Consider the following 15248-nt stretch of genomic DNA (forward strand, 5'->3'; position numbering starts at 1 on the left):
GGTCGAGGGGAGGCATCAGCTGTCCGGACGGGGTGTGCGCGGTCAGGGTGTGCACGGCGGCGACGCGAGCGGCCAGGGTGATGGGCTGCTGGGTGGTGACGGCTGCGGACAGCAGTCCGGGCAGGGCGTGTAGCGGCCGCGGGCCGGTGGTGGCTGCGGCGAGGGCCGGTGGTGTCTCCGGGCGGCTGTGGAGCACCGGGATACCGACGGGGGGAGCTGCCAGCCCGAGTAGATCGATGATCAGATCGATGTCGGGGGCGAGCCTGTGCAGGGGTTCGATGCCGTAGGCGACTGGGTCGTAGAGGGTCAGGTCGCCGATGCGCGCCGCGACCAGCAGGCCGGCGAGGTCTCCGCCACGAGGCGGATCGATCAGGACGACCCGGGCATGGTGGGGATCGATGGCGCGGGCTCGCAGGTGGGTGAGTGCTGCAGCGGCGACGCCGATGGCGAGGCCGTCGTTGACGGTGTCCAGCAGCAGGTAGGGCGCGGAGGTGAGGGCTGCGCGGACGGCGTTCACGTGTCGGATGTGAGTGTGGACTAGGACGGTGGCGGCGAAGCCTGGTGCGAGCAGCCCGATCGCGGTGGCGAGTTCAGCCGCGCCGGTGGCGGCGATCGGCAAGGGGAAGACGTCGAGTCCGGTGGCTTGATGCAGGTGGACGGCCTGGGATTCCAACGCGGGCAGGGCGGCCGCGGACGTGAGCTGCTCGAAATCGAGGACCGCGCTTGCATCGGTGAGCAGAGCTACTCGCCGTGCTCGGCCGGTGTATCGGTCGGTGTGCCGCGGATGTGCGGCCAGGTGGCGGATGATGCGGCGGTCCGCGTCGGCGTCCAACAGCGCCAGGTCGTGGCCGGTGCCGGTGGCGACGCCGACCCGCTGGGCGAGTTTGCCAGTGGCTGCCGCACGGAACGCGAGGTCCTCGGCGCCGAGGAGGTCAGCGCCGAGCCGGCCGCGCAGGGTGCGGGTGAGCCAGGTCAGAGTGCTGGACCCGTCGGCGTCGAGAATGATCCGGCGGGCACCGGTGGGGTCGGGTTCGTCGGCGTGGCACAGGACCGCACCGGGCGCGTCGGCGATGATCGCCTGCACCGTCACCAGCGCCGACCGCGGGACCCGGATCCGGATGCTGTACGCCGGGTTCGCCCTGGCCGATCCCGGCGTCAGCATCTCGCCTCCGCCGGCCGCCCATGGCCGGAGGTCGGACTGTTCATGCTGAGCTCGTCTCGGCCTTGTGCAGCTGGGCGAGTAGACCTTGCTGGCTGGTCAGCAACTCGGTGAGGATCCGCCGCGCGGCACGCATCAACTCGGCCACATCTCCGCCGGCCAGTGCGTACACCACCGTCGAGCCGTCCCGGGTCGCGGTCACGATCCCCGACCGGCGCAGCACCGCCAACTGCTGGGAGAGGTTCGAAGGTTCCACCTCGATCGCGGCCAGCAGTTCTCGCACCGGCGCCGGTCCGTCCGCCAGCAGCTCCAGCACTCTGATCCGGACCGGATGGCCCAACATGCGGAAGAACTCCGCCTTCGCCTGATACAGCGGTACCTGCACCAGCTCCACCGCCCTTCGCCGGACACCGCGTCACACCTCGATAGCCCACGGCGTACTCGACCCGGCGGACCCGGGGCCGACCCACCTCGCACGTGATCACGAGAGTCCCGCCAAGAGGGCACCGGGCGGGAAGATCCCGCCACGTCCGGAGCGCCCCGCACATGAGCTAAGCACAATGTCGCCAATTGACAAAGTCTTCAATTACTACATGATCGGCGGGAGCGAGGAGGGGCCCGCGCCGGCGATCGTGGGGCTGCCCGGTCTGTGGAGCGTCTTCGGGGCCGTGCCGCAGGCACCGGGATAGCAGGGGTGGCCCGTCGAGATCCTGCCCATCGCTACTCCCAGCTGCTGGAACAGGTCCGATACCTCCAACCCGACCCCGGGCACCAGCTCCTCGCCGGCCGCTCTCCAGCGCCCGGATGCCGTCGGGTGGCCAAGGGGCCGGAAGAACTCCGCCTTCAGCTGATACGGAGGCGTCGCGACACGCCTTGCCTGGGGCGCCCGCCGGCCGGCACGCGACGACATGTTGACGATCTTCGTCGTCGATAACCTGACAACTTCGTCAGATAGACGAGGTACAGTTCAACCATCTGACAGTCTGTCGAAGGAGTGGGAGATGCCCGTCACGATCCCGGGCCTACAGTCGACGCCGACGACACACCCGGCACTGTTGGAGTGGGTCGCCACGATCGCCGACCTCACCCGGCCCGACCGGGTTCACTGGTGCGACGGCAGCGACGCCGAGTACGACCAGCTCTGCGCGGAGCTGGTCGACAAGGGCACGTTCCTCCGTCTCGCCGAGGACAAGCGGCCCGGCAGCTACTACGCCGCGAGCGACCCCAGCGACGTCGCCCGCGTCGAGGACCGCACCTTCATCTGCTCGAGGAGCCGGGACGACGCCGGTCCGACGAACAACTGGACCGACCCGGACGAGATGCGCATCACCCTGCGGGGCCTGTTCGCGGGTTGCATGCGGGGCCGCACCATGTACGTCGTCCCGTTCTGTATGGGACCGCTGGGCTCACCGATCTCCGCACTCGGCGTCGAGATCACCGACTCGGCCTACGTCGCGGTCTCGATGCATGTAATGACCCGAATGGGTAGACCGGCCCTCGACCAGCTCGGACAGGACGGCTTCTTCGTCCCCGCCGTGCACAGCGTCGGCGCACCGCGCCAGCCCGGGCAACCCGACGTCGCCTGGCCCTGCAACGCCACCAAGTACATCGTCCACTTCCCCGAGACACGAGAAATCTGGAGCTACGGCTCCGGCTACGGCGGCAACGCCCTGCTCGGCAAGAAGTGCTACGCGCTACGGATCGCCTCGGTGATGGCCCGCGACGACGGCTGGCTCGCCGAGCACATGCTGATCCTCAAGCTCACCGGACCCGACGGGAAAATCCATTACATCGCGGCCGGCTTTCCGAGCGCCTGCGGCAAAACCAACCTCGCCATGCTCGTCCCGACCATCCCCGGTTGGAAGGTCGAGACCATCGGGGATGACATCGCCTGGATGCGCTTCGGAGACGACGGGCGGCTCTACGCCGTCAACCCCGAGGCCGGCTTCTTCGGCGTCGCGCCGGGCACCGGCCGGACGACCAACCCCAACGCCATCGACACGATCCACAGCAACACGATCTTTACGAATGTCGCGCGCACCGATGACGGAGACGTGTGGTGGGAAGGGCTGACCGAGAACCCCCCGGCACATCTCATCGACTGGCAGGGCCGCGACTGGACACCGCAGTCCGCGACGCCGGCCGCGCATCCCAACGCCCGTTTCACCGCCCCCGCCAGCCAATGCCCGACGATCGCTGCGGAATGGGCCGACCCGGCGGGCGTTCCGATCTCCGCGCTCCTGTTCGGTGGCCGTCGGGCCACCGCCGTTCCGCTGGTCGTCGAGTCCATTTCCTGGCAGCATGGTGTCTTCCTCGGTGCCACCGTCTCCTCCGAGACTACCGCTGCGGCGGCCGGGGCTGTCGGTGAGCTGCGCCGCGACCCGTTCGCCATGCTCCCGTTCTGCGGCTACAACATGGGCGACTACTTCACTCACTGGCTTGCCGTCGGCAGCCGTGCCGAGGCGCGGCTGCCGCGCATTTACCACGTCAACTGGTTCCGCAAACACCCCGACACCGGCGCGTACCTGTGGCCCGGCTACGGCGAGAACAGCCGGGTCCTCGCCTGGATCATCGGCCGACTCAACGGGACCGCGCAGGGCCGTGTGACACCGCTCGGCGTGGTCCCCCCACCCGAAGCGCTCAACGTCGACGGCCTGGACGTGACCGGAGACGACCTCAACCTGCTCCTGTCCGTTGACTGTGCCGCCTGGGAACACGAAACCGACACGATCCGTCGATACTTCACCGACCTCGGCCCCCGCATGCCCGACGCTCTCTGGGTCGAACTCGCGGCCCTCGCCGACAGGCTGCGCTGACACCACGTCCCACCCCTCACTCCCCATGAGCCAACGGGTTCGGCCGCCGCCACAGCCTGACAGCAATGCCGCCGACCGACGCTTCGTCCACGCCTCTGCCCCCGGCGCGCCTAGCTGGCTGTGTCCTGTCGGCAGCATTGGTTTGGCCACGTCGTCTTCCATCGACGGCTGTTAGAGAGCTGAACTACGCCGCTCCAATCTGATGAAGTTGTAAGGTTATTGAGTCGTGTGACGAGCTGTCGGACGGGCGTCGTGCCTGACGGACGGCTGGTAGTTGGAGGTTGGAGGGAGAGGTCGTATGGCGACGCCGCTGTACCAGCTGAAGGCGGAGTTCTTCCGGACCCTTGGCCACCCGGCGCGTATCCGGGCGTTGGAGCTGCTCAGCGAACGAGAGTGGTCGGTGAGCGAGCTGGTGCCCGAGATCGGGTTGGAGGCGTCGCATCTGTCCCAGCAGCTCGGGGTGCTGCGCCGCGCCGGGCTGGTGACAACCCGCAAGCAGGGCACGACCGTGTTCTACGCGGTGGCGTCACCGGAGATCGTGACATTGCTGGCGGTGGCCCGCTCAATCCTAACCGGCGTGCTACATGAGCAGGCCGACCTGCTGCGTGACCTACTCGCCACCGAGCCCTGAACATTCCGGCGGAGTCAACGACCACAGCAGATCACGACCATCGAAACGATAATCTCATCTCAAGAGGATCAAGAGGCTTTCGGTCACGACCCAGCCAACAACCAGTGCTTGGAATGACCGTCCACTTCTCACAGACATCGCTACATTTCGCCACGTGGAGAGGACCTGCTCGGTGGTCGACACTCTGAGCCCCTCGCGCCTTCCCGGACTCCGCAGGTGCCACGATCTGCGTTCTCGCTGCGGGCCCGTTCCCAGCGGCGAGTCAGAATATTGCTGGGTCTCCTGGAAAAATCTGCCGTCGACGCTGAGCATGGGTGCTGACTGACATGGGCCGGTCTTTCCGCGGACATGAAGATGCGCCGCCCACGGATCTGAGTGCCCCCGACGAAGCCGCGGAGGAAAAGGTCCGAGATCTCATCACCCGGGGTAAGGAGAACGGTTTCGTCACTCCGGAGGACGTTGTCGCTGCGCTACTCGCAGCGGAGCTGCCGCCAGAGAGCAGCGACGTTGTCCTACGGCTGCTCGCGGAGGACGGCATCGAGGTCCTCGATGAGGTGGGCGGGGACGCTTCAGACATGCCCAGCCGGCGTCGTGAGGGAGAGGAACTCGCGCTTGCGACGCCCCCCTCGGACCCGGTACGGATGTATCTCAAGGCCATCGGCCGGGTGCGATTGCTGACCGCAGAGGAAGAGGTCGACCTAGCGAAGCGGATCGAGGCGGGTCTGTTCGCCTCCGAGAAGCTCGCCGCCGTCCGAAGGACCTCCCCGCGGCTGCGTCGGGACTTGGAGGCGATCGAGCAGGACGGTCAGATCGCCAAGCGCAAGCTGGTGGAGGCGAACCTGCGCCTCGTGGTGTCCATCGCCAAGCGGTACGTCGGCCGGGGCATGCTGTTGCTGGACCTGATCCAGGAGGGCAACCTGGGCCTGATCCGGGCGGTGGAGAAGTTCGACTACACCAAGGGATACAAGTTCTCCACCTACGCCACCTGGTGGATTCGGCAGGCTGTCACAAGGGCCATCGCGGACCAAGGGCGCACCATCCGGATTCCGGTGCACATGGTCGAGACAATCAACAAGATCACCCGGATCCAGCGACAGCTATTGCAGGATCTGGGCCGGGAGCCGTCGCCGGAAGAGATCGCCACACAGGTGGACCTCGCCCCGCACAGGGTGGAGGAAGCTCTCAAAGTCGGACAGACACCGCTCGCCCTGGAGACCCCGATCGGCGAGGAGCAGGACTCCCAGCTCGGAGACTTCATCGAGGACAACGACGCGATTGTGCCGTTCGAAGCGGCAAGTTTCGTCCTCCTGCAGGAGCAAATCGACTCGGTCCTACACACGCTGTCCGAGCGGGAGAAGAAGGTCATCCAACTCCGGTTCGGTCTGACTGACGGCCAGCCCAGGACGTTGGAGCAGGTAGGCCGGGAATTCGGGGTGACCCGGGAACGGATCCGGCAGATAGAATCAAGAACCCTGGCGAAGCTAAGCCACCCGGCGCGTTCACAACGACTACGCGACTACCTGGTATAGCCCCGCTTCAGGCGAGACCGTAGTCACGGGGTCTGACGTCCGACTAAGGGCGAGGGCCCGCGCTGGTAGCCGGCGTCATCGACTGATGGGACGAGGTGGACTCCATCCGCCATTGACGGTACCGGAATCCGCGGCGCGCTGCTGCGGTCCGAGGAAACAGCGCATGCCAGGCCCCATCGGGCCGGCGGTCAGACGGCGACGGTCAGGAGTCTGCCGGCACCTCCAGGAGTAACCACCCAGAGACACGGATCGAGGTCGGTTCGGTCTTCTCCGCGCCGGTGGCACCGTCTCGCATCCATGGAATCACGAATTGAAGACATATTCGTCTTATCATCTCCCTCCCGGAAGGGGTGGAGATCCACACCCTGACGTTGATCGGATTGTTCATGTACCCGACCAACCCCGCCCGTCCCAGCGCCCTGGTCTTGCCACGATGAGTACCGCCTCCCTGCGGTGGGTGGCGTCGCTTGGTCGGCTCCTGCCCGGCCGAGCCGATGCGCTGGCCGTGCGCCGTCAACCGGCCCGCGATCTGATCGCGGGGATGACCGTCGCGGTGGTCGCACTACCCCTCGCGCTGGGGTTCGGTGTCTCCTCCGGCCTGGGCGCAGCCGCAGGACTCGCGACCGCCATCGTCGCGGGCGCCGTCGCGGCTGTCTTCGGCGGATCGAACCTGCAGGTGTCCGGCCCCACCGGGGCCATGACCGTGGTCCTCGTACCGATCGTGCACCAGCATGGTCCGGGCGGCGTCCTGACCGTCGGTCTGCTCGCTGGAATGATCCTGCTCGCGCTCGCCGTCCTGCGCGTCGGCCGCGCGATGCGTTACGTACCGGCTCCTGTGGTGGAGGGATTCACCGCGGGCATTGCCGCGGTGATCTTCCTTCAGCAGGTTCCCGCCGCGTTGGGAGTACAGCCACAGGACCGGGACGCGGTGACCGCCGTGGCCTGGGGAGCCATCACCGACTTCGCCCACCGGCCGCAGTGGACCGCGCTCGCACTCGCCGCCGCGGTCGTGGCGTTCATGCTGGTCGGCGCCCGGCTGCGGCCCACGGTGCCGTTCTCACTGGTGGCCGTGGCCCTCACCTCGATCCTGGTCACGGCGAGTGGGTGGGACGTCGCCACCCTGGGTGCGCTACCCGCGACCCTGCCCAGTCCCTCGCTCGGGTTCCTCGACATCGCCGCCATCCCGACCCTCGCGACGGCGGCGGTCGCGGTGGCCGCACTTGCCGCCTTGGAAAGCCTGCTCTCCGCCAGCGTCGCGGATGCGATGACCTCCGGCGAGCAGCACGACCCCGACCGGGAGCTGTTCGGCCAGGGCCTGGCAAACCTCGTCGTTCCGCTGTTCGGTGGAGTGCCCGCCACCGGCGCGATCGCCCGCACGGCCGTCAACGTCCGGTCCGGGGCATCCTCGCGCCTCGCGGCCCTCACCCACGCGGTGGTTCTCGCCGGGATCATGCTCGTGGCGGCGCCCCTCGTCGCACGTATCCCGCTGGCCGCGCTCGCCGGTGTCCTCCTCGCCACGGCCATGCGAATGGTGGAGGTCGCCTCGCTGCGTGCCCTCGGCCGCGCATCACGCTCCGACGCGGTCGTCATGATGCTGACCGCGGGAGCGACCATCGCTCTCGACCTCGTCGTCGCCGTCCTGCTCGGCCTCGTCGTCGCCGGAGCTCTCGCGCTGCGGCAGATCGCCCGCAGCGCGCGCCTGGAAGAGGTACCCCTGACCGCGGCCGATCACTACGACGCCGACCAGGCTCTGCTCGCCGACCACGCGCTGCTCACCGAGCACATCGTTGTCTACCGCATCGATGGACCCATGTTCTTCGCCGCCGCCCACCGCTTCCTTCCCGAACTCACCGCCATCGCGGACGTCAAGGTCCTCATCCTCCGGCTTTCCAAGGTCAGCGCGATCGATGCCACCGGCGCGATCGTCCTACGCGACATCATCGACCGTCTCGAACACCGCGGCATCACGGTCTATGTCTCGGGCCTGCGGCCCGAACACACAAGGACCCTGATTGCCATCGGCCTGCTCGACCGGCTAGAAAGACAAGGGCACGTGTTCGACTCCGCCGCGGCGGCCATCCAAACTGCCCGGGACCATCTTCACCACACCGACGCTCTCGCGGAAAAAGGAGGAACCGTAAATGCAACTGCCGGGTTTGTTGCGCCGGCGGATGCCACGGTCCTGGCGGGTCCCGAGGCATGATCGGGTGATGGCTCGCCGTACTGAGTCCGGCACCGCGGCGGCCGGACCGCCGCCCTGCGCGCCGGGCTGGCCGGCCGGCCACCAGCGGCCGGCTGCTGGCAGGCCCGCGGCCTGGACAAGCGGCTGCCGGGGCTAGGCGTCGACCTGGCTGCCTTGCCAGATCATCGACGGCCGGTCAGCGTCCGGGAGATATCGGCGACTGCCAGGCGGATCGGCCGCCAGATCGTGCGGTTGATCCAGCGGCACGGCTGGACGACGAGGAGGCGGAATGCGGCCGCGACCGCTCGCCAGCACCAGGCGATGGGGATGACGACCAGGATGCGTAGCACCGTGCTGATGGCCCGGACCACCGGGGCGAGGATCGTCCGCCAGCACCAGGCGAGTGGCACGACGACGAGCACCCGCAGTGCCGCCCGGACGCCCCGGAGGGTGGCCCGGACGAGCGCGGCGCACGCCCGCCAGGCCGGAACCACCAGCGTTCGGACGAACCAGCCGAGCGGACGGGCTATCAGCTGCTCGAAAAGAAACCCCAGTCCCCGCGCGAGCAGGAGGACTGCCTGCCAGACCGGGGTCAACAGCCAGCGGAGGAACGACCCGACCGCGCGGACCACCGGAGCGACGAGCCGCCGCCACATCCAGGTCAGCGCTCGTCCGATTGGCTCGATGACCAGCAGCCACAGGCCGCGGGCGATCAGCCGGGCGAGCTCGTAGAGCAGCCGGCATGGCAGGACGACGACGGCGGCGACCGCCCGCGCCGGCCAGACGACGAGCACCCGGACCGGCCAGGGAACCTGACCTGGCGGCTGCGGCTGCGGCTGCGGCGCCCGTTGATATGGAGCAGGCCCACCCGGCACAGGCGGCCGCGGCGGGCCCTGAAACGGGACAGGTCCATCCGGCACAGGAGGCTGGGACACACGCTGGTACGGGGCGGGGGCACCCGGCGCGGGTGGGCGCGGCGGCTCTGCCCTCGGTGGGAGACCCGCTCCAGACATCCCGCACCTCCTACCGACCGGTAATCGCTTGACTGTATGCCCTATACCAGCAGGTTTGGTAGGACTTGTCGCAGCGTTCGCGTCGATCCGATTATCAGTTGCGTGATAGTAGGTGATTGTTTGGATCGCTCGCTGCCATCCGGTGGGATCGACCGCCAGTCGGTGGCTCAGAGTCGTCCCGGCGTCGTCCCCGGCACGGTCATCCGGACAACAAGACGAGCCCCGTCATCTTCGACCCGTTGCACGACCTGGGCGAGCCAACCGTCTCCGGTGTCCGGACGGCCCACCTGTACAACAGTTTCGTCACAGGCGGGTTGATCACCGATATAGCCGAGTCGCACCACCTGTCCGAGTGAAGTTGGCCCGTTCCTGTTCACCCCTGGGCGCTTCGGGATAACGGTCCCAGGGAGGAGTGCAGGTGCCGAGATTACAGCCGCCGTACACGGAGGAGTTCCGCCGGCAGATGGTGGAGCGGCGCTGACGCCCTTATGTTCGTCAAGCTGCTGGGGTGGTTGGCGGTGTCGGCAGGGCGTGGTAGATCTCTCGTGTGACGTAACGTTTCAAGCAGCGAACGATCTCGCGGGGAGGGCATCTCTATGGCGTTGTCAAGCGACTCTGGCCTGTGGGGTGCCAGAACTCGACTATCGGCGTTGACCTGGGGTTTTAGGCGGCTCGTTCGTATTCGTTGATCAGGCCGCCGAGGACGGGTCGGCGTTTGACGTTCCTTGCATGTCAGGGCGTAGAGAAAGGAACCCGCACGATGACCGACCAGCCTGCCCGATCCGGGCCCCGTCCGGCGGTCCTCGTCCGCATCCGGGACAGTGGAGCCTCCCAGGTCGCGCTGTTCGCCGCTGAGCCGCCCGCCGACCGCCCGACGCCCCAGGGCACGTCAACGACCCGAGCCCGCACGTGCCAGGTCCCGGACGCCACCGACCCGGGCGGACACGTCGACACCCATCCCACCCCGCGATCGGCCCTGGCGGCCGTGAACGTCCGATCCCCGCGCCGCGATGGCCCGGGGTGGGACGGCGAATCGGCCGCCGTCAGCCGATGAACACCGTTCTGGCCACGTCCCTACCGCATCTCAAGGCAGCAGGCGGCACGACGGTAACGGAACGTCACCATCGCCGAGACGATGCCTCAACCGCGGGTCCCGGCCCTCGCGCCCTGAGGCGACGCCCCATTCATGATCGTCCCCTGCACAAACCCGCCGAATGTGCACCCAAACCCCTATTGATCTTGATGAGATGATCTATGACTTTGCAAAATCGCAGGTCAGGGGCTATCCGTCTGGAGCCGGCGAGGGGACTCGAACCCCTAACCGCTCGACTACAAGACGGAACGCTACGTGTCGGAACATGCCGGAAGAGCCGCGCAGTGCCGCAAAATCCCAGGTCAGGACGTTTTCGCTGTCGGGTAGTGCCGGCGAGTGTCGCGGCGTGCCGGAGCATCCGCGCACACAATGCGCACCCATGCCGGCGGATCTCGGCCATCGCCTGAGCGACGCTAACGCCTCACCAGCTCACGCCACTAGATGCTTCTCCCGTAGCGCTATGTAGTCGGTTGCGGGACAGGCAAGTCCGATCCGTGCCGTGACCTGCGGCGTAGAAGCCCTGCGCCACCAGAGCAGCTGCTGGGCTCGCCGGCTGATCACGGGGTGCCGCGTCATCGACGTCGAGTAGGCCCCTCGACTCGGGAACTGCGACAAGCCGCCAGCGTCGCGTGGCGCGAGGAGGACGTCGAACCCCGCAACCACGAATTACCAGTCGTCTCACGCTGCCCGCCGGTGCCGGAACGACGTGGTTGGCATCGTCCGATGGCGTCAGCCGCCCTGCGAGACCCCCGCGCGCGTGCGGGGACGACCCGGTGCCCGCGTAGCACCACGCCGAGTTGATGGGAAGATTGTCGGCGACTCCTGAACACTGGCCCCCTGTGGCGCTGAGACAAACGACTGATCACTCATCGTCTGTGCTTGACCACGTCAGCTGCCTTTTCCCGGTTCGGGTGAGGTGATGCCCTGGCTGGCGCGGAGCATGGCCTGGTAGAGGGCGGCTTCCCCGGGTGGGTCGGGCAGAGGGCCGCGGGCGGGGGCCTGGAAGGACTGGATCATCAGGGCGACGAGACGGCGCCAGGCGTCGGGCGCGGCGTCGCCGGTGGCGTTGACGACGCCGGCGTTGGCCATGAGCAGGAGGACCAGGTCCCGGCTGGTGAAGTCCTCGCGTAGGTGCCCGCTGTCCTGGGCGCGGGCGATGAGTTCGAGGAAGCCGTTGTACGCCTCGGCGCGGCGGGCTTCGAGAGCTTTGGCGGTGGGGAAGGTCATGGTCAGGATGTCGGCGAAGCCGCGGTCGGCGGCCTGCATCGCGCAGACCGTCTCGATGAACCCCGCGAATCCGTCCCACGGATCGGGGTGGTCCAGGGCCGCGGCGACCGCGTCGACGTAGGTGTCCATCCGGTCGGCGAAGACGGCGGCGACCAGTTCCTCCTTGCTGGGGAAGCGGCGGAAGATGGTGGCGATCCCCACCCCCGCCTCGCGGGCCACCGAGGCCATGGAGGCGTTCAGGCCGTCGCGTCCGAACACCTTCCGCGCGGCGGCGATGATCCGAGCCCGGTTGCGCTCGGCGTCGCTGCGCAACGGCTGGGCGGCGGGCTCGGCGGTGCCGTCGGTGTGCTGGGCCCCGGGGTTCATGCTCCCAGCCTAGCGAATCGGAATGGCCTATCCGGTTCTCGTGCTACAGTGGTCGAGCAAACCGGATAGGGCCATCCGGATCGCCGATTCGGATAGCCCTATCCATATAGCCTCTCGAAAGGTTCACCATGCCCGCCATCGCCATCGTCGGGGCCGGCCCCCAGCTGGGTCTGGCCATCGCCCGCACCTTCGGCTCCCACGGCCTCGACGTCGCCCTGATCGCCCGCAACCGCGCCAAGCTCGACGAGCTCGTCGGCAAGCTCGGCGCTGAGGGCATCACCGCCGCCGCGTTCCCCGCCGACGTACTTGACCGTGACGGGCTCACCCAGGCGTTCAAGGACGCCGCCGCGCAGTTCGGCGGGATCGATGTCCTGGAGTACTCCCCGGTAGGGACGCTTGGCTCCACCATCCTGACCAGTCCGTCCGAGACCGACCCGTCCCATGTGCAGCACGAGATGGGGTTCCAGCTGTACGGGGCCATCACCGCCACAAAGGCGGTGCTGCCCGCGATGCGTGAGGCCGGCGCGGGCACCCTGCTCTACACCACCGGGGCCGGCTCGATCGACCCCGTTCCGATGATCGCCAATGTCAACGCCGCCGCCGCGGCACTGCGTAACTGGGTGATCAACCTCCACAAGGAACTGGCCGGTACCGGCATCCAGGCCGCCCACGTCGGCATCGACGTGTCGATCGGCACCGCCGTCATCCCCGGCGCGCCGGTGGCCCAGCCCGAGGAGATCTCCCCCGTCTACTGGGAGCTGCACACCACCCACCGCGACGCGGCCGAGCGCGTCTTCAGCCGCTGACACCGCACCGGCTGCCCTGATCCGCCCCTCGTCGAACCCTGATCGCGCCGCGGCGTGATCTCCAGAGAAGGTCCCGCCCGATGAACGTGTTCCTGTGGATCGCGCAGGGCCTGCTGGCTGCGACGTTCGCGGCCGCCGGCGTCCTGAAGTCCACCCGGTCCCGCGAGCAGCTCATTCCCCAGCTGCCGTGGGTGAGCGATGTGTCGACCCCGGTGGTGCGTCTGATCGGTGCCGTCGAGTTCGCCGGCGCCCTCGGCCTGATCCTCCCGGGTGCCTTCGACATCGCCACCGTGCTCACCCCGCTGGCCGCCACCGGCCTCGCGGTCATCATGGTCCTGGCCATGGGTCTCCACGCCCGTCGCAAGGAGCCGGCGGCCATCGCGTTCAACGCGGTGCTGCTCATCCTCACGGCGGTCGTCATGTGGGGCCGATTCGGACCCCACGCCCTTTGACCCGCTCCCGCGCCGGGGCTCCGCCCCCGCCACGCGCCCGCGTGCCCGGCTGGCTCAACGATCGGGCGCTGCTGATGCCGCTCTTCCACTTCTCTCCTGCAAAGGATGTCTGACATGCAGATCGCCGGCTCCGTGGCCCTCGTCACCGGCGCCAGCCGCGGGCTGGGCCGCCACTTCGCCGCCCAGCTCCTGCAACATGGCGTGGCCAAGGTGTACGCCACCGCGCGCCGTCCCGACAGCGTCGACGTACCGGGGGCGGAGGTGCTCTCCCTCGACATCACCGACCCGGCCTCCATCGCCGCCGCGGCCAAGGCCGCCGGCGACGTGACCCTGCTGGTCAACAACGCCGGCGTCGCGACGTTCACCAACCTGACGACCAGCGACATGGACATGATCCGGCTGGAGATGGACACCCACTACTACGGCCTGCTGAACATGATCCGCGCCTTCGCCCCGATTCTGAGGGCAGGTGGGGGTGGGGCGATCGTGAACGTGCTGTCGGCAGGCGCCTGGGCCCCCAGCGAACACACCAGCTCCTACTGCGCGGCCAAAGCGGCCGCCTGGAGCCTGACCAACAGCGTCCGCCTCGAACTCGCCTCTCAGAACACGCAGGTCACCGGGCTCATCCTCGGCCCGACGGACACCGACATGGGTGCGGGTGTGGAAATGGACAAGAACGACCCGGCCGACGTCGTGCGCGCCACCCTCGACGGCATCGAGGCCGGCCACGCCGAGGTCATCGCCGACGCCCTGTCCGCCCAGGCCAAGGCCAACCTCGCCCTCGACCCCGCCCAGGTCTACCAGCCCACGTCGGGCCCAGGCGAAGCAGTCAATCGCCTTCGCGGGCATCGGGATCGCGCAACGGGCCGCCGTCCGACGATCTCCCGCGCACCGTGAACGACTGGCTTCGCGCTGTGGGGCTCCAGAACCCTGATTTGGGCGGTGACCTGTGCGTTTGCCTGCCGGACGGGGTCCGTGTCGGGCAGGCTGGACGGTCATGGTGTGGTCGCTGCTCTACGCCCTGACACGCAACGCTCTCGGACTGATGCTGCTCCACGTGCGCGGCGACACGGCAAAGGACGTGGAGCTCCTCGTCCTGCGACACCAGGTGGCGGTGCTGCGACGGCAGGTCCACCGTCCGACGCTGGAACCGGCGGATCGGCTGATCCTCGCAGCCCTGTCCCGGCTGCTACCCCGGGCTTGCTGGGGTTCGTTCTTCGTCACCCCGGCCACCGTGCTGCGCTGGCACCGTGACCTCCTCGCACGCAAACGGACCTACCCGCGGAAGTCGCCCGGGCGACCGCCGGTCCGCCGGGAGATCCGCGAGCTGGTCCTGCGCCTCGCACGGGAGAACCCGACCTGGGGCCACCGCAGGATCCAGGGAGAACTCGCCGGGCTGGGCTACCCGGTCGGAGTCGCCACCGTCTGACGGATCCCGCACCGCGCCGACGTCGGCCCCGCACCCCGCCGGGCCGACACCTCCTGGCGCACGTTCCTACGCACCCAAACCTCCGGCCTGCTGGCCTGCGACTTCTTCACGGTGGACACCGCGTCCCTGCAACGGATCTACGTGTTCTTCGTCGTCGACCACGCCACCCGCCACGTCCATGTTCTCGGGGTCACCAAGCATCCAACCGCGGCCTGGGTCACCCAGCAGGCACGAAACCTGCTGATGAATCTCGAGGAGCACCGCCACCGGTTCCAGTTCCTCATCCGTGACCGCGACGCGAAATTCACGGCTTCCGTCGACGCTGCCTTTGCCGGAGCCGATATCGACGTGGTGCGCACACCCCCGCAAGCCCCGCAGGCGAACGCGATCGCGGAACGCTGGGCCGGCACCGCCCGCCGCGAATGCACCGACAGACTACTGGTCCTCTCCGAACGGCACCTGACCTCGGTCCTCACCAGCTACGCGGAGCATTTCAACACCCACCGCCCCCACCGCTCCCTCGGCCAGCACCCACCCGACTCGCC

The 15248-nt window shown here is 68.3% G+C and carries 12 protein-coding genes and 1 pseudogene; 9 read left to right on the plus strand and 4 right to left on the minus strand.

Annotated elements, in window-relative coordinates; translation table 11 throughout:
* Positions 1 to 1162: malic enzyme-like protein (locus FMEAI12_RS19015; RefSeq protein WP_112107077.1), on the minus strand; the 1162-nt coding region annotated here is incomplete at its 3' end.
* A 40-nt stretch (positions 1163 to 1202) separates the two neighbouring features.
* Complete coding sequence (locus tag FMEAI12_RS19020; protein ID WP_071060311.1) at positions 1203 to 1544, minus strand: helix-turn-helix transcriptional regulator; 342 nt, start codon at positions 1542 to 1544, stop codon at positions 1203 to 1205.
* Positions 1545 to 1719: 175 nt separating this feature from the next.
* Between FMEAI12_RS19020 and FMEAI12_RS39280 the strand changes: the two genes are divergently transcribed.
* From FMEAI12_RS39280 to FMEAI12_RS19045, 5 genes are all read left to right on the plus strand, one after another.
* Entirely contained in the window at positions 1720 to 1848 is a 129-nt protein-coding gene (locus FMEAI12_RS39280; protein ID WP_255565713.1) for a hypothetical protein, read from the plus strand.
* A 312-nt stretch (positions 1849 to 2160) separates the two neighbouring features.
* Positions 2161 to 3975 carry a phosphoenolpyruvate carboxykinase (GTP) gene (locus tag FMEAI12_RS19030; RefSeq protein ID WP_112107079.1) on the plus strand — a complete coding sequence of 605 codons (1815 nt, stop codon included), beginning with the start codon at positions 2161 to 2163 and terminating at the stop codon, positions 3973 to 3975.
* 298 nt (positions 3976 to 4273) lie between these two features.
* Positions 4274 to 4606 (plus strand): helix-turn-helix transcriptional regulator, encoded by a 333-nt coding sequence (locus FMEAI12_RS19035; RefSeq protein WP_020461889.1) that lies wholly within the window; start codon positions 4274 to 4276, stop codon positions 4604 to 4606.
* A gap of 326 nt (positions 4607 to 4932) precedes the next feature.
* A complete protein-coding gene (gene rpoD / locus FMEAI12_RS19040) occupies positions 4933 to 6135 on the plus strand; it encodes an RNA polymerase sigma factor RpoD (RefSeq protein ID WP_112107087.1) in 1203 nt (400 codons plus the stop codon).
* A 433-nt stretch (positions 6136 to 6568) separates the two neighbouring features.
* Positions 6569 to 8338: a SulP family inorganic anion transporter gene (locus tag FMEAI12_RS19045; RefSeq protein ID WP_112107080.1), complete on the plus strand. Its 1770-nt coding sequence runs from the start codon at positions 6569 to 6571 to the stop codon at positions 8336 to 8338.
* Positions 8339 to 8499: 161 nt separating this feature from the next.
* Here the strand turns inward: FMEAI12_RS19045 and FMEAI12_RS19050 are convergent, their stop codons facing one another.
* Together FMEAI12_RS19050 and FMEAI12_RS19065 are read right to left on the minus strand one after the other, a co-directional pair.
* Positions 8500 to 9111 (minus strand): hypothetical protein, encoded by a 612-nt coding sequence (locus FMEAI12_RS19050; RefSeq protein WP_112107081.1) that lies wholly within the window; start codon positions 9109 to 9111, stop codon positions 8500 to 8502.
* A gap of 2200 nt (positions 9112 to 11311) precedes the next feature.
* The gene (locus FMEAI12_RS19065) at positions 11312 to 12016 is read right to left on the minus strand and encodes a TetR/AcrR family transcriptional regulator (RefSeq protein WP_112107083.1); all 705 of its coding nucleotides are present in this window, start codon (positions 12014 to 12016) and stop codon (positions 11312 to 11314) included.
* A 128-nt stretch (positions 12017 to 12144) separates the two neighbouring features.
* On the opposite strand from FMEAI12_RS19065, the gene FMEAI12_RS19070 reads away from it, so the two are divergent.
* The 4 genes and pseudogenes from FMEAI12_RS19070 to FMEAI12_RS40005 form a co-directional block, all read left to right on the plus strand.
* Complete coding sequence (locus tag FMEAI12_RS19070; RefSeq protein ID WP_112107084.1) at positions 12145 to 12822, plus strand: SDR family NAD(P)-dependent oxidoreductase; 678 nt, start codon at positions 12145 to 12147, stop codon at positions 12820 to 12822.
* An 80-nt stretch (positions 12823 to 12902) separates the two neighbouring features.
* The gene (locus FMEAI12_RS19075; RefSeq protein WP_112107085.1) at positions 12903 to 13274 is read left to right on the plus strand and encodes a DoxX family protein; all 372 of its coding nucleotides are present in this window, start codon (positions 12903 to 12905) and stop codon (positions 13272 to 13274) included.
* 114 nt (positions 13275 to 13388) lie between these two features.
* The gene (locus FMEAI12_RS19080) at positions 13389 to 14171 is read left to right on the plus strand and encodes an SDR family oxidoreductase (protein WP_112107086.1); all 783 of its coding nucleotides are present in this window, start codon (positions 13389 to 13391) and stop codon (positions 14169 to 14171) included.
* Between the two features lie 58 nt (positions 14172 to 14229).
* A pseudogene (locus tag FMEAI12_RS40005) lies at positions 14230 to 15248 on the plus strand (integrase core domain-containing protein); the annotation flags it as partial.

Origin of the sequence: Parafrankia sp. Ea1.12 (assembly GCF_900465275.1) — a bacterium.
Classification (GTDB): domain Bacteria; phylum Actinomycetota; class Actinomycetes; order Frankiales; family Frankiaceae; genus Parafrankia; species Parafrankia soli.

Bases quoted from the DNA above. Each gene is read 5' to 3' on its own strand.
- FMEAI12_RS19030 (WP_112107079.1), top strand. From the start codon at position 2,161: ATGCCCGTCACGATCCCGGGCCTACAGTCGACGCCGACGACACACCCG.
- FMEAI12_RS39280 (WP_255565713.1), top strand. From the start codon at position 1,720: ATGTCGCCAATTGACAAAGTCTTCAATTACTACATGATCGGCGGGAGC.
- FMEAI12_RS19080 (WP_112107086.1), top strand. From the start codon at position 13,389: ATGCAGATCGCCGGCTCCGTGGCCCTCGTCACCGGCGCCAGCCGCGGG.
- FMEAI12_RS19065 (WP_112107083.1), bottom strand. From the start codon at position 12,016: ATGAACCCCGGGGCCCAGCACACCGACGGCACCGCCGAGCCCGCCGCC.
- rpoD (WP_112107087.1), top strand. From the start codon at position 4,933: ATGGGCCGGTCTTTCCGCGGACATGAAGATGCGCCGCCCACGGATCTG.
- FMEAI12_RS19045 (WP_112107080.1), top strand. From the start codon at position 6,569: ATGAGTACCGCCTCCCTGCGGTGGGTGGCGTCGCTTGGTCGGCTCCTG.
- FMEAI12_RS19075 (WP_112107085.1), top strand. From the start codon at position 12,903: ATGAACGTGTTCCTGTGGATCGCGCAGGGCCTGCTGGCTGCGACGTTC.
- FMEAI12_RS19070 (WP_112107084.1), top strand. From the start codon at position 12,145: ATGCCCGCCATCGCCATCGTCGGGGCCGGCCCCCAGCTGGGTCTGGCC.
- FMEAI12_RS19035 (WP_020461889.1), top strand. From the start codon at position 4,274: ATGGCGACGCCGCTGTACCAGCTGAAGGCGGAGTTCTTCCGGACCCTT.